We start from the raw sequence: 15,539 nt of genomic DNA on the forward strand, positions 1-15,539 counted from the left end.
GGAGAGGATATTGAATGACAATTGTTAATTATTTTCATGAGACAACAACAATTATTAAAGGAACTGTGAAAACAAAAACCGCAGTTTTTGAAGAGTTAAGTACGTTACTAGTTAAAAATAATATTGTAAATGATCAATACCAATTATTACAAGATTTAGATAAGCGTGAAAAAGAGGGCGTAACCGGTGTTGGGGATGGAATTGCTATTCCACATTGTTCTAGTTCAGCGGTTATTAAACCAACTATTGCTATTATGACCTTGGCTATGGAAATTGATTGGCAGAGTTTAGATAATAAACCAGTTGATTTAATTTTTATGATTGTTACCCCGGCAAAAGAAGGAGAAGAACATCTCCAAGCATTATCTCAGTTAGCAATGTTTTTAACTAATAAGGATACAATTAACCAAATTAGAAATGCCGCATCTTATCAAGAACTAATTAATGCTTTTCAAAATAAAGAAGTACCAGTGACAAATAAGCTAGCACCAAATCAACATTATGATGTAATTGGAATTACTGCTTGTCCGACTGGTATCGCTCATACTTATATGGCTAAAGAAAAATTAGAAGAAGCGGCTAAGGCAATGGGATATACAGTTAAAATTGAAACCCAAGGTCGCAGTGGACCCGAATCAGTGTTAACAGCAGAAGATATTGCCAATGCTAAAATTATTATTTTTGCCGCTGATAAGGCAGTTACTAACTTAGGGCGCTTTGCTAATAAAGAAGTTCTTGAAGTTGGAACTAAAGATGCTATCTATGATGGCCAAGCTGTTATTAAACGATATTTAAATCATGATCGTTTAACAACAATTAAAAATAAAGGTGCTGGTGATGAAGTTGGTGAAATTTCTTTAAAACAATTTAAATATGTTTCACGAAATTTATTAGGTGGAGTTTCCCGAATGTTACCATTCGTTGTTGCTGGTGGTATTATTTTAGGAATTGGATTTTTATTAGATTCGGGTTATACGGGTGGCGCTTTTGGAACTAACCGTCCAATTGCCCGCTGATTTAGCGGATTGGGAAAAATTGCCTTTGCAATGATGATTCCAATTTTAGGAGCCTATGTTGCGTATTCAATTGTTGGTCCCCAAGGTTTGTTACCGGGGATGATTGCTGGTTTAGCAGCCACTGCACCCGAAATGTTATATAGTCCGGGTCAAGACCCCACTAAATGAGTTAATGAATGGGGAAGTTTATTACCATCAGGATTACAATATAATTCAGGATTTATTGGCGCACTAGTCGGAGGATATGCAGCTGCCTTTATTGTGTATGGTTTAACAGTAATGTTTAAAAAAATTCCTCAATCCTTACGGGGAGTTAAGGATATTGTTTTTATTCCGGTGCTATCAGTTTTAGCAATTGGAGTCGTAATGTTTGCTTTAAACATTCCATTAGGTTATTTTGCTTATGGTTTAAAATTAGGGGTAACCAAATTAAATGAATATAATGTGTCAGTTATTGTTGGATTAATTTTAGGATTTATGATGTGTGTTGACTTGGGAGGGCCGGTCAATAAAGTAGCTTACACATTAGGAACATTATCAATTAATCCGGATGTTGGGCAATCTGGTTTTGTTTATGAACCAAGTATTATGGGTTCTGTAATGGCAGCTGGAATGGTACCCCCATTAGCAATTGCTTGTTCATGTTTAGTATTTAAAAAAGTATGAACACCAAAAGACCGCGAAGCATCGCGTGCTAACTGGTTCTTAGGATTGTGTTTTATTACCGAGGGAGCAATTCCTTATGCGGCAAAAGATCCCAAACGTGTATTACCGGCAATGATGGTAGGCGGAGCAATTACGGGTGCTGTGACAATGGCATTCCAAGTTAGTTTAAGTGCTCCGCACGGAGGAATCTTTGTTTTTGCTCTCCTACGATCAAACCTATTTAGTGGAACTGGTTTACAAATTGGAATGGGAATTGTTTTCTATTTATTAGCAATTATTTTAGGAGCGATTGCCTCAACATGTGTTTTAAGTTTTTGAAGAATGCATGATATTAAAAAGGGAAAATTAAATATTAATCTTTAAGAAAGTTGATACCCAAATTAAGTTTTGGGTTTTATTTAGATATAATTGTGGAAGGAGAAGAGGTTATTAAAATGATTTATACTTTAACTTTAAACCCCGCTATTGATCGGATTGTAGAAACTGAAACTTTTAACTTAGGAATAACAAATAAAGTTTTGAATGAATATGAAGTTCTTGGCGGAAAAGGCATTAATGTTTCAGTAATGTTAAAAAATTTAGGATGTGAAACAGCAGTATTAGGATGAATGGGACAAGATAGTAAGCTTGAATTTTTAAAATATTTAACAGCAAAAAATATTAATAGTAATTTTGTGGAGGTTTCTGGGAAGGTCCGGGTAAATTTAAAAATAAAAAACTTAACTACTAAACAAGAAACTGAATTAAATGGTTTAGGTTTTCAAGTTTCCCAACCAGATGTTACAAAAATTATTGAAGTAGTTAAAACAAATGTAAAGGCTAATGACTGTTTAATTATTTCGGGTTCAGTTCCCCAGGGATGTCCCCGTGATTTGTATGCGATGATTGCCAAGCATTGTGCTGAAAATAATATTATGTTTGTGGTTGATAGTACTAAAGAAATTTTATTATTAACATTATCCTATCATCCGTTTTTAATTAAACCAAATCTTGAAGAATTAAATGAACTCTTTCAAACTAATTATCAGTTTAAGGAAGAAAAAAATATCATTAATCTTGGCCAACGATTAATAACAATGGGTGCCCAAAATGTTTTAATTAGTAATGGGAAAGAGGGCAGTATTTTAGTTACAGATAAAAATATTTATCAAGTTAATAGTGCTCATGGACAATTAGTAAATTCTGTGGGAGCTGGTGATTCGATGGTTGCTGGTTTTATTGGAACTTACTTAAAACATCATGCTTTTGATCAAGCACTCGTGTATAGTGCGAGTGCCGGAGCGGCAACAGCATTTACCAAAGGGATTGCTGAAAACACAGAAGTTAAAAAATTATTGGGACAAATTAAAATAAATGTAATAAAATAATATTACATTTTTTTATTTTATTTTTTAAAAAGAAAAAATTAATAATATAATTAAAGTAAGGAGAAAAAATAATTATGTTAGATTCAAAAGATTTGGAAATCCTAGAAGCCTTAAAAGAAAATTTGGACCAACCTTTTAAGAAAATTAAAAATTTCTTAAATCATATTAAAATATCACGTGGTGATTTTTATTATCACTTAAATCACATTAATAGTGCCTTAAAGCACAAAAACAAAACTTTGAATGTTACTAAAATTACTAAAGAAGAGTTTCAAGAAATTTATGAATTAATTACTTCAAAACAAGACATCTTTTTAAATAGTAATGTTGGTGGTTACATCTTAGTTACTTATGTCTTTTTAAATGACTATACCAAACTAAGTACCATTAGTAAATTATTAAACATTAGTGTGAATAGTGCTTTTAAATTAATTACTAAAATTAATGAAACGATTCGCGAAAAATATCACTATGATAAAATTTTAATTTCAAACAGTGGTAACGGGTATTTCTTTTGTGGTGATGAATTATCAAAACGGAAATTATTGATTAATCTTAGTATTCAAATTAATACAAATAAAAGTAGTAAATTAATTTTAGATTTTATTTTTAACAAGTTTAATTTGCCATATGGTTATGAAGACTTTTTAAAAATAAAAAATATTTTATTATCTCATAAAAATGATTTATCATTTGTTGAACTTGGGTGAGATACGTTATCCTTAATTTTATTTATCACCTTGGTATATCGAGAAAAATTTAGTGAAGGTCAGCAGTTATATGCCCAATTGGCAGACCATGAACAGTTTTATAAACATCAAAAATCATATAATATTGCTAGTCAAGTTATTGATGAAATTTGTACAACCTTTAATGTTGAATTTACTTCTAATCAATTTGAAAAATTATTTTTATCAAATATGTTTTTATCAAAACATGAAATGATTGTTGCCACGAATGACTTTGGTTATGAATACCAAGTCATTACTAATTTTTTGCAACGATTATTTGATCATCTCGAAAAAGAAGGGTATACTATCAATCGTCATGATGCCCAACAACGGTTATTTCGGTTTTTAATCTGGACAAAATACCAATGAGAAAATTTGTGGACAATTGATGCTACCACAAAGTTAAAACAAGATTTTATTAATTCCCGGGTGGAATATAAAACCTTGTTTAAGTTTTTAACTACTAATTTAAATAAAAACATTAAAGAAGTTATTAATAAAGAATTAATTGAAAAACAAATTATTGAGTTTACCATTATCTTCATTCCATATATTAATACTTTTCCCCAAAAAGATGTTATTCGTCAAGAAGCAATTTTGGTTACTGATTTGAAAGGAAGTTTAGCTAATTTATTAAAAGCAAAGGCCACTGAAATGTTTCCTAACTTTTATATTAATAAAATCATTTCGTTAAATAATTATTATAAAAATAAAAATCATTATGATTATTATTTAAAAATTAGTAATGATGTTAACATTGAAAAAGAAAACAAGGGAATTTACTTTTCTTTAAATACTAATTTAGAAGATATGTTAGCTAAAATTAAATTAGAAAGTTTAGCAATTGAAGATTTATTAGATTTTGAAAAAGCAAAAATGATTGTTAATAAAATTCTTGAATCAGATGCTACTAGTGAAGAAAAAGTTCAAGTTCTTTTACAATTATTTTATTTAGCAAAAAAATAAACCATAAAATTTGTGGTTTCTATTTTTCATACAAAAAATAAGTTTATTTTTAATAAAAAAAATTTTGCTTTTCAATGATTTAATTATATTAGGAAGAGATTTATAAAACGAACAGCAAGTCTTTTCTCAGATACATTATTGATTAAAAAATAATTATGATAGGAAAGGAGGTGGGATCCTCATATGGGTACCCCATCAATTGATAAATATAAACTGCAAAAAACTATTTACGAATGCGAAAATTATTTAATCAAGGAAAGAGGTATCTGTATTGAAATATTATATTTATAAAAGTATTAACGATGCATGCTATAGTGCATTAAAATAACAAACTTATTCATATATAACATTTATAAATTTACCTTCGAAAATACATATAAATTAATATACCCCATTAAAATAACTTATCATAAGAAATATATTATAACAAATAACAGGTGCTGTTAAAAAATAATCATAAGTTTTATATTTTAGTTTTAAATATAATTTATAAAAATTTATTCTTATCTCCATTTTAATATGTCGCTATTTACTCATTCTCGTCTACATTGAATTTGTTTAACTCTTATATAATATTTAATTTTTTAGCACATCTGTTATTCTCAAAACCCTTATGCTTAATAATAAATTGAACTTTATAAAAAATATCCTCTCACTTATTTAAATTTAAGTTCAAAAAAACATGATAATTTTAATAGATCTTTATTCCTCGATAAAGGTCTTTTTTTATTAGCCAGAAAAAAAGACTATTAATGGATAGTCTTTATAATGTTTCAAGGGTTTGTGATGATTTAACCAGTTCTGAATTTAATAAGGTCGGATCAACTTCGGCATTTGCTTCAGGTTCTGATTTTTGGGTTTTTTTAATTAAATATTCATTAATTGCTCACACAATAACCACAATCATCATCGTACCTAATAAGAACCAACGGGTAATTCCTCCTGGTTCAGCAAAAATTGAGTAAATAATATAAGAAGTAAAAGTAGCTAAAATTACTACGGATAATATTGCGAACGGTCAAAACATGCGGGTTTTATCAACAGGGACTTTTTTTCGAATCCGATTAACAATGGCTGCTAAGATTAATAGACCATAAAAGACAAAATCAAGAACTGTAATTGCATTTGACAACTGGTCAATAATATAGAATAAATCACCAGTGGCAAAATAACTAACCAATACCGCAATTAAATATCACGCAATCCCAATAATAGTTTGGTAAATTGCTGATCATTTTAACGAAATTACTTTTTGAAAGAAAAAGAACTTATCTTCGGAAGCAGCATGAATGGCATTGGCTCCCGTTAAGGTCATCCCATTTAAACTAACAAGCGCGGAAATCACGATCAACCAATAAATTACTCTGGTAAATCATCCAGCTAATGTATTAGCAAACAAGGTAAATAAACTACCATCATTTGTTCCTAAGAAGATTGAGATTGATAATAAAACATAAAAGACAATAATAAATACCATTCCACAAAACAACGCCTTTGGCACTTGTTGCTTATTAGTAACTTCTTTTTGTAAATTTGCGGCATAGATAAAACCATCAAGAGAGAATAAAATTGGTGCAATTGCAATAAAGAAATTTCCAGCGTGTCAACTCCGCATTGTTGGTTCATTAAATGAGTTATCACTGGCTGGATGAACGAATCCTAAAAATAATCCAATAATTAACGGGAATAATTTAATTCCTAAACCAATAATTTGAATAATTTTCCCTGAATGGCGAGTAAAAGCATTGGCAATTCCAAATAAACTCATTACTCCCACACCCCCAACTAAGAAAATAATTAATTTAACTTCAGTATTCAGAGTTACTTTTAACGCAATTAATATAAAATCAATAATTAAGTACGATAAAATTGAGTAAATAATAGGTATATAACCTAAGATATTAAAAATTGCTACTAACGATCCGGTTTTTCGATTAACAAAATGACCAAATCAGTTAGCTAAGGTTCCACTTTTGCCTTTTTTAGTGGATGAAGCAATTTCCATAAAAGCAACAATCATCGCAATTCCTAAAATTCCAACAATGACTCATAAGATAATTGCCATAACTGGGTTTTGAGTAATTCCTAACACATGACCTTCCCCGAGGTCATTTTTCGAATAAATTCCAACCCCCACAACAATCCCAATCATTGTCGCAAACACAGTTAAAAACTCAAAAAGTTTTAGATGTTTTCTATTCCTACCCACTAACTAATCACATCCTTTCCTTTCATAATTGATAGTTTTCAAAGTAGTTTAGAATATAATTATATTATAAAATTTAAAAATTGTAATAAAATTAATTTTGGAATTCTTGCTGACGGGGGGTTCTTATTAAAATTAATGGTTATTTTAAATGATAATCTTAGCACTTTTTAATAATTTTAGGGTAAGATAGATATAGTATAGAAAGAAAAGAGTAGATAAATGAAATTTATTGATGTTGCAACAATTAAATTACAAGCTGGAAAAGGTGGCGATGGAGCGGTCGCTTTTCGTCGTGAGTTATATGTTCCCAAAGGTGGGCCAGCCGGTGGCGATGGTGGTAATGGCGGTGACATTATTTTTGTTGGCGATGAAGGAATGAACACCCTATTAGATCTCAAATACCAACGTGAAATTAAAGCCCAAGATGGTGAAAAAGGTGATATTAAAGATATGCATGGTAAGAATGCTCCCCATAAATATGTTAAAGTTCCGTTAGGAACCTTAGTTATTAATAATACGACAAATCAAATTATTTGTGATATTTTGGAACATAATCAAGAATGCATTGTCGCAAAGGGTGGTAAAGGTGGCCGTGGTAATGCCCGTTTTGCAAACTCACGGAATAAAGCTCCTACCATTTTTGAAGCTGGGGATCTTGGCGAAAGCCTTGAGGTTCGCTGCGAATTAAAAGTTTTAGCCGATGTCGGGTTAGTTGGACTCCCTAATGCTGGTAAATCAACTTTATTATCAAAAATATCAAAGGCAAAACCGCAAATTGCTGATTATCCCTTTACAACCTTAACTCCCCAGTTAGGGGTCGCTAAGGATAGCAAAAAACGCAGTTTTGTGGTGGCTGATTTACCCGGGTTAATTGAAGGGGCTAGTTTAGGAAAAGGACTTGGTCATGATTTTCTCCGCCATATTGAACGGTGTAAAATTATTGTGCATGTAATTGACATGTCTGGGAACTATGGAACTGAAAATGTTGTTGATAATTATCATAAAATTCAAAATGAATTAAAATCATACAATTATAAGTTAGAACTCCGCAAAGAATTAATTGTTGCTAATAAAATGGATATTGATAATGCCCGCGAAAACTTACAAGAATTTAAAAAACAAATTAAAAATGCTGATATTATTGAAACAAGTGGACTATTAAACCAAAATTTGGATGTTTTATTAAACCGGATTGGGGATTTTTTAGCCGAAATTAAAGAAAACAAAGCGTTATGGCAACTTGGAGAAATAGAACCAACAAATGATGCTAGTTATAAACACTATACTTATGAAGAAAAGCAGCCAGATGTTCAAGTTATTAATTTGGGAAATGGCCTTTGAAAAGTTGAGGGGGAAAGTGTTTTTAAAGCTTACCATAAAACACCAATTTCAACTTATGATAACTTATTATTATTTAATAAAAAGCTGCAAGATCTTAAAGTATTTGAAATGTTACGTGTCAAAGGAGCCCAACCCGGTGATACAGTTAAAATTTTTGATTATGAATTAGAATGGGATGGTTAAAATGAAAAAATTACAAGATTATTTAGATTATTTAGTTACTTGAATTCGCCAAGAAGTCGCCGCCGCTAATTGTCGGGGTGTTATTATTGGTTTGTCAGGAGGAATTGATTCTGCGCTCGTAGCATTATTAGGGCAAAAAGCCTTTCCCAACAACCACTTAACCGTAATAATGCCTTGTCATTCTAATCCGGTTGACCAGGAATATAGTATGAAACTAGTTAATCATCACCAGTTAACATCCCAAGTTGTTGATTTAACAACTACTTACGATGAACTAGTAAAAAATTTATCATTATCCTCACCTAATAAATTAGCCTTAGCCAATATTAAACCCCGCTTACGAATGACAACATTATATGCTTTGGGACAAACTCATCAATATTTAGTGTTAGGAACAGATAATGCTGATGAATGACATATTGGTTATTTTACTAAGTATGGTGATGGGGGAGTTGATTTGGTACCGATTATTCATTTACTAAAAGGGGAAGTCCGTCAGACAGCTGAATTATTAGGTGTTTGTTCAGAAATTATTACTCGGAAACCAACAGCGGGATTATGAGAAAACCAAACCGATGAAGATGAATTAGGTTTTAGTTATCAAGAACTTGATGATTATTTACAAGGTTTTGAAATAAGCCCAACCATTAGTGAAAAAATTCAAAAATTACATGCCATTTCGGAGCATAAAAGAAAATTAGCACAGGCGCCTGCGCAACCATTTAGTAAATTAAAATATCCTAAAGAAAACTAATTATAGTCTTATTTTATTTTTAATATAAATTTTAATACATATTATTTATTTAAAAAAAGATTTATTTCTAAATTTTAAAAGTGTTATATATTATAAAATAAAAGTGTAAATAAAATTATTTACATTATCTTTAATTGAGCATAAATAATGCCTAAATAAAAAAGCAATTTTTATTTAGGCATTTTAATTTTTGAACGGAAGGATGATTTTATGCCAAGCAAAAAAACTTTTTTAATTACAAATACTTGAAACATCTTAAATAATAATAGACAAATATTAACTAATGAAATAAATCATAGTCAAAATAATTCTTTAGCACGAGAGCCATTAGAGGCATTATATAATAAAGAACTTGATTTATTTAATTTAATTAAAGCAAATAATGATAATGTTATTACTTCCCAACCCAATTTTTCAAAACCATTGAGTGAGGAACAAAATAAATACTATATATCAAAAAATGCCCTAACAAAACTAATTAAAGAATTAGAACAAATTCAAAGATACTGAGAAACTAATCAAAATTTATCAAGAGCGCTCATTAATAATTGCTTTGAATATTTAGAAATATTACGTAAAGAAACGAATGATTTTAGTAATGAACTTTACTTAATAATAGAAAAATTCTTAACAAGTCTTGGCCACGCCAAAAAAAATCACAATATGGTGGAATTATTTGGAGAAGATTCCTTTGAAATTGAGGATATTTTAATCAATTTAGAATTTAGCCACGAAAATGACCAATCCCAAAATTATCAAATGCTTATTTCTGAATTATACAAACAAGTTAAAAAGATTAATAATGAGATTGAGAATAATAAAATAAAAGCATCACAAGAAAAAAAGCCAGAAATCATAACTCAAATGTTTGAACAAAAAATACAAAAAATTTTAGAAATTGAAATGATGTATAAAAAATATCATTCTTGGTGTGAAGAAAGATTAGAAAGAATAGAAAAAAACGGTAATATCTTAAGAAAGTCAAAAAATAACGAAAACATTAAAAATTCTCCACAAATTATAGAAAAAATTGATGATCTTTTAATTATTAATCAAATTGAATCTTGTAAATATCAAGTCATACAAAAGCGAATTGCTAATGAACTTATTCGTATTAAAAAAGAAAAAATATTAGAATTTTCTTTAGAAAAAAAGTATGACCAACTAAATGAAAAAATTGCAAAAAATAATAATGACATTGACAAACTTAAAATTAAGCAAGGAAAGTTAAAACCAAAAAATAATTCTTTTGATTTAATTACTTCCCAATGAGCATGTGGGATGGATAGTCCACGAGTAACTGACGAACTTATTTTCTCAAAATTAAAAAATGACCTTCAAGAGAATACCACAAATTCTTCTTCTAATTTACGGTTTGATAGTATAAAATTTAATTCAAAAGAAGCAGAGCAAGTCAATAATGTTATTAAAGAACATGGGATACCTCTTGTGACCTCTCCAAAAATTATTAGTTTTTTAAAAAATTTAAAAAATAGTTGAATTGCCAATGAGTCGCCAAATATTAAAGTGGAAAATAATATTGGAATTATCCAAGACGAAATAAATGATAATAATTATAATTTATTCTTTCAAAATTTACAATTATATATTTTATTTTTAGATAAATATATTAATAATAATTCAGAATTATCACAAAAATTAAATCTTGAAAAATTAAAAAATAATTTAAACGATTATCAAATATATCACCATCCCTTAAAATCGGAAGAAAAAAATATTAATTATTTAATTTCTGCAAAATTAACACCTAACCAATTGGCTCAAATTAAATGACAACAAGAACTTTTAGCAGAAAATAATTATACATTTAATATTTGAATTAATTTTGATGAAATATTATTTTATAAATTTAACGAAGTTTTAAATCACCATATTAAAGCTACAACTAAAGAAGAAATTATCAATAAAAATATCTTTCAAAAAGATTCATATTCTGAACTAGCTCAGAAATATTATGATTCATTAATGGAAGAGTTTAGAAGTACTTTGCAAACCCACGATAATTTATCTCTTAGTGAAAATCTTACCCAATTTTTAGTTAATAAAAATATTTTAACCTCGGAAGCAATTACTCAACTAAAAAATGATCTTTTCCAAGAAAATCAAGAATTACTTAAAAAAATGGGAATTACCGCAAATTTATGTAATCTCAATGATAATCAACAAATTATGAGATTGGAAATTAAGAAATATCTTAATAGAAACATTTTAAACGGCGTTCCATTTTCTACATTTCAAATTTTAAAATATGTTATTTTAGATCAATATCCCGGGTTTGTGCATGATTTAAACACTCAGCTTTTAACGTTAGTGGATGTTAAAAAAATAATAAAAACTATTAATGATAACCCTCGTTATTTTAAAAACATTCCCCTTGAACAAAGACAAATATTTGATAACGATTTAAGGGTCATAAATTTTATAAGTTTAGATGATTTTAGTTCAAATCAGATTGAAAAAATTAAACATTTAAAACTTGCCCAGCCAGCATTAAAAATTAATTTTGATACTCATTACTTACCAAAATTAATGATATATATCACAGAAGAATTAAAAACTTTTTGTGCTAAAAATATCCATATTGTTATAGATAATTATATAAAAAATATTCTTCAAGAAAAACGATTATATACTAATCCTCATGCAAAAATTACTGATGAAGATTTAGTAATTGAAAATTATGATGATTTAAGTTACCTTAACCAAAAATTAAAAATATTAATTAGTGATATTAATTCTTATGTAGGACAAAATAAAATAAACGATATATTTTCTAATTGGCAAGAAAAAATAGTAAAGGATGATCCAGATTTAAATAATTTTCTGGAAAAAGTTATAAAAATTATTAATAAGGATTTATATGACAACTTTATTAATTATAAAAAAAGTCCTCATAGCATAATTAATTCTAATATTAATAATGAAATTAGTTCATTTATTCTTGAATTTCCCTTACTAATTGGAATTTTATCTAACAAGCACAGCAAAATTATGGGTGCGTTAAAGGCTATCCAAAAATATGTCCAAGATACAGTAATTAAATGAAAAAATAGTCAATATAATATTAATGAAATAATTAAGGAATTAGTAGAAGCTAATGCAATTCTTGATACAGAAGTATCAACAAAATTATTAGAATATAATAATTTTGTTGATAATCTAAAAAGACTAGGAGTTAATGTTAGTGAAATTGACTCGAATAAAATTAATAAATTTATAGAATGAGAATTACCTAAATTTATTGAGAATTCAGATAATGCTTTGCCTTTATATGAAGCAGAATTGCAAACTAATTCTTCAGAAGTATTATATAAGGTAAGTAATCCTGAGGAAATTTATAAATTTAACCAAACGAGTGATAAATTCTTAACAGTTTTTACGACAATAATAAAAGAGCTATTTAATTTTATTCTAAGCCTTTTTAATGCTCAAACAACTAACAGTTTTTGAAAAAACATAATTTCTGACCCTAAACTATTTATTAATTCTTTTGAAGATTTATATTCTAATAAAATTTTGCACGGAGAAATTTCTCCCTTTGAATTTTATTATTTAAGTTCAAATGATAGTAATGATAATGACCACTTTGCACTATTATTTGCTAAAAATAATCACAAGTTAATAAAAGAAATTATTCAAGAAATGCTAAATAATCCTTCCCAAACTGAAAATCATCTTATAAAAGCAGTTATCAACAAAATGTTTCATCAGCAGTTTGCAATTTTATTTGATCGCCAAGCAAATGCGGAAATCTTAAAACCATTGGTTACTTTTAGCAGCAAAATTATTAAAACTGATAGTAATATCATGATAGATGTTCAACAACCTCTAGAATGATTTAATGCCCTTGAACAAGAAGAACTAATAGCAAAAATAACTTTATATAATAAAAATAAATTTGAGAAAAAATTAAAACTAATTCAAGGAGAGTTAAATAAATTTATAAATGATCAAAATTTAAATCTTAATTATTATTTAACTAATAATTTTATTTTTGAGGAGGCTGAGTATGATAAAATAATTCAACAATATGAAATTGGAAAAAAAGAATTAACTGCTAAAATTTTTAATTTAATAGAATGAGGAAAAGAAAAACTAATTGCAGACACTGTTATTTTTTCAACTTGGTACAAAAATTATGTAACTAATTCTATGGCAAAAATGGATGAAATAATTGCCCAATTAAACAGCAAAAAAGGTTTTTTAACTCAATTTAAACTTATTAATAATTATTTAGCAACTGATAAATCACTAAATTTAAAAATAAATGATGAAATTAATGAGATTTTTAATTATGTCGAACTTTTTCCGCAAGATAAATTATTTAATATTGATTTACTAAAAGAGAATCTAACAAAAATTGAAAATAATTATAATGATTGAAATAATAATATGAATAACCTAAAACATATTTTTAACGAAAAAGATTTTTACCAGTATTTAAGTTCTTCAACTAATACTGAGCAACTTTTCCAAAGCATTCAAAAAAGAATTGCTGAATTTTCTAAAATAGAATCAGAAGTTAAAGAAAATATACTGGCAATTAACCAAAAAATTAAAAAAATTGAAGAATGAAAAGAGAATGAAAAGCAAGTTCATCAGTTATTGAATTTTTTAAAACAAAAAGAAAAATTTCTTAATTTAACTGAAGATAACCTTGACGAAATAGAAATTGAAGATTTAGAACAAGCAATAAACATTTATAATAAGTTAATTAATTTTTTAACAGTGGATAGTTATTTAACAGAAACTGAACAAGAATTTATAAAAAAATGAAAAGATAAATTGCCAGAACTTATGAGATATAAAGAAATGCTTTATAAACTTACGGATGTCTTTAAAACTTATGACAAATTAGGATATTTTTTTGATACTATGAAGAGAACATTAAATTCTTGAGATGAAAAAGACCCTAACTTTAAAATAACATATCAAGAGATGCATTTAAAAATTCATCGTTGTATGAATAACTTTGAAGAACTAATTTATCAGTTTTCTGAAAAAACAATCCAGAATTTGATTAATAAAAATTATAAAAATTTAGTAATTTTTAATGATAAATTCAAAGAATTTTTAAATAAAATGAATGATAAGATAAGTAAAGAATCTAATTTTGCAAAATATTATAATGAACAATTATATATTTTATCTGAAGAGACAAATGAAATCTGAGTGAATAATCTTAAAGAAAATAATAATTTAATTGAGCATACTTTTATAAAAAATGATCCTTTAGATCAGAAAATATTCGAAAAATATCCTAAATTAAGTGTAATAAAAATTTGAAAAGCAAAAAAATGTATTATGAAGGATCAAGAATTATGTGCTGAGGTGAGAAACGAGCTAAATTTTTTGCTAATATTTATGACCCCATTGCCAAATGATACAAAGTTGTCGAAACATGTATGAATAATTCATCTAATGAAAAATGAGATAAATATTTTCAAATACAAAACAAAAATAAAGAATTGTTTGAAAAAGTTTCTTTAATTTTAAATTCTATTGGTAGTTTTGAAGATCTTTATCAAAATTATTATTTGCAACTAAGAAAAGAAAAATGGCAAGTTAAAAGCAGTAAGAACTCAGAATCTATAGTAATAAGTAACAATGATAAGGAAAACCTTGTTAAATAAAAATAATTATCTTAAGAATTTTGCTTGTCAAATTAATAAGGAATAGCATATAATTAAGACATAGAAAAGAGGATGTCATATGAAATATACTATTAGAGGCAAAAATCTTGAAGTAACTCAAGCAATGCAAGATCATATTAAAACAGTATTTGATAAATTAGAAAAATATAGTCAAGTATCTCCTAATGATATAGTTCAAATGGATATTGAATTTTATAAAGAAAATCAAGTCCACATTAATTGTTCAATTGATATAAAAGGAAAAAATAACTTCTTAAAAGCAGAAGTAACTACCGATGACTTTTATAAAGGTGTTGAACAAGCATCCAAAAAAATGGAAGATCAAATTCGTCGCATTAAAGACAAAACTTATCATGGGAATGGGAAAAAAGTTGAGTCCTTTGCTCATGCGATTGAAGAAGAAGACAATGATTTTATTGAAATCGATGATGATTAATTTTATTTGATTTTTTTAACATTTAATTTATTCAAAAAAAATAAACTAGAATAATTTTATTCATTAAATTATCAATGCTATAATTAAACCATATAAATAAAGATATTTATTTATATAGAAATAATTTAATTGAGCATAGATAATGCCTAATAAAAAGTAATTTTTTATTAGGCATTTTTTAATTTTTTTTATTTT

At 27.4% G+C, this 15,539-nt stretch carries 8 protein-coding genes; 7 read left to right on the forward strand and 1 reads right to left on the reverse strand.

The window, feature by feature from the left end; all coding sequences use genetic code 4:
• The first annotated feature begins 14 nt into the window (after positions 1–14).
• The 3 genes from SERIO_RS02395 (at position 15) to SERIO_RS02405 (ending at position 4,746) form a co-directional block, all read left to right on the forward strand.
• Positions 15–2,045: a PTS fructose transporter subunit IIABC gene (locus tag SERIO_RS02395; protein ID WP_047791309.1), complete on the forward strand. Its 2,031-nt coding sequence runs from the start codon at positions 15–17 to the stop codon at positions 2,043–2,045.
• Between the two features lie 71 nt (positions 2,046–2,116).
• On the forward strand, positions 2,117–3,049 hold the full coding sequence (pfkB, locus tag SERIO_RS02400; RefSeq protein ID WP_047791310.1) for a 1-phosphofructokinase: 933 nt from the start codon (positions 2,117–2,119) through the stop codon (positions 3,047–3,049).
• A 74-nt stretch (positions 3,050–3,123) separates the two neighbouring features.
• Entirely contained in the window at positions 3,124–4,746 is a 1,623-nt protein-coding gene (locus SERIO_RS02405; RefSeq protein WP_047791311.1) for a BglG family transcription antiterminator, read from the forward strand.
• A gap of 763 nt (positions 4,747–5,509) precedes the next feature.
• Here the strand turns inward: SERIO_RS02405 and SERIO_RS02410 are convergent.
• Complete coding sequence (locus tag SERIO_RS02410; RefSeq protein WP_047791312.1) at positions 5,510–6,955, reverse strand: APC family permease; 1,446 nt, start codon at positions 6,953–6,955, stop codon at positions 5,510–5,512.
• 219 nt (positions 6,956–7,174) lie between these two features.
• On the opposite strand from SERIO_RS02410, the gene obgE reads away from it, so the two are divergent.
• The 4 genes from obgE (at position 7,175) to hpf (ending at position 15,344) form a co-directional block, all read left to right on the forward strand.
• The gene (gene obgE, locus SERIO_RS02415; RefSeq protein ID WP_047791313.1) at positions 7,175–8,479 is read left to right on the forward strand and encodes a GTPase ObgE; all 1,305 of its coding nucleotides are present in this window, start codon (positions 7,175–7,177) and stop codon (positions 8,477–8,479) included.
• A gap of 1 nt (position 8,480) precedes the next feature.
• Entirely contained in the window at positions 8,481–9,233 is a 753-nt protein-coding gene (nadE, locus tag SERIO_RS02420; RefSeq protein ID WP_047791314.1) for an NAD(+) synthase, read from the forward strand.
• Positions 9,234–9,443: 210 nt separating this feature from the next.
• Positions 9,444–14,744, forward strand: a complete 5,301-nt coding sequence (locus SERIO_RS02425) for a hypothetical protein (RefSeq protein ID WP_047791315.1) — start codon at positions 9,444–9,446, stop codon at positions 14,742–14,744.
• Between the two features lie 222 nt (positions 14,745–14,966).
• A complete protein-coding gene (gene hpf, locus SERIO_RS02435; RefSeq protein WP_047791317.1) occupies positions 14,967–15,344 on the forward strand; it encodes a ribosome hibernation-promoting factor, HPF/YfiA family in 378 nt (125 codons plus the stop codon).
• Positions 15,345–15,539: the final 195 nt, after the last annotated feature.

The sequence above is a fragment of the Spiroplasma eriocheiris genome (assembly GCF_001029265.1).
Taxonomy (GTDB): Bacteria; Bacillota_I; Bacilli_A; order Mycoplasmatales; family Mycoplasmataceae; genus Spiroplasma; species Spiroplasma eriocheiris.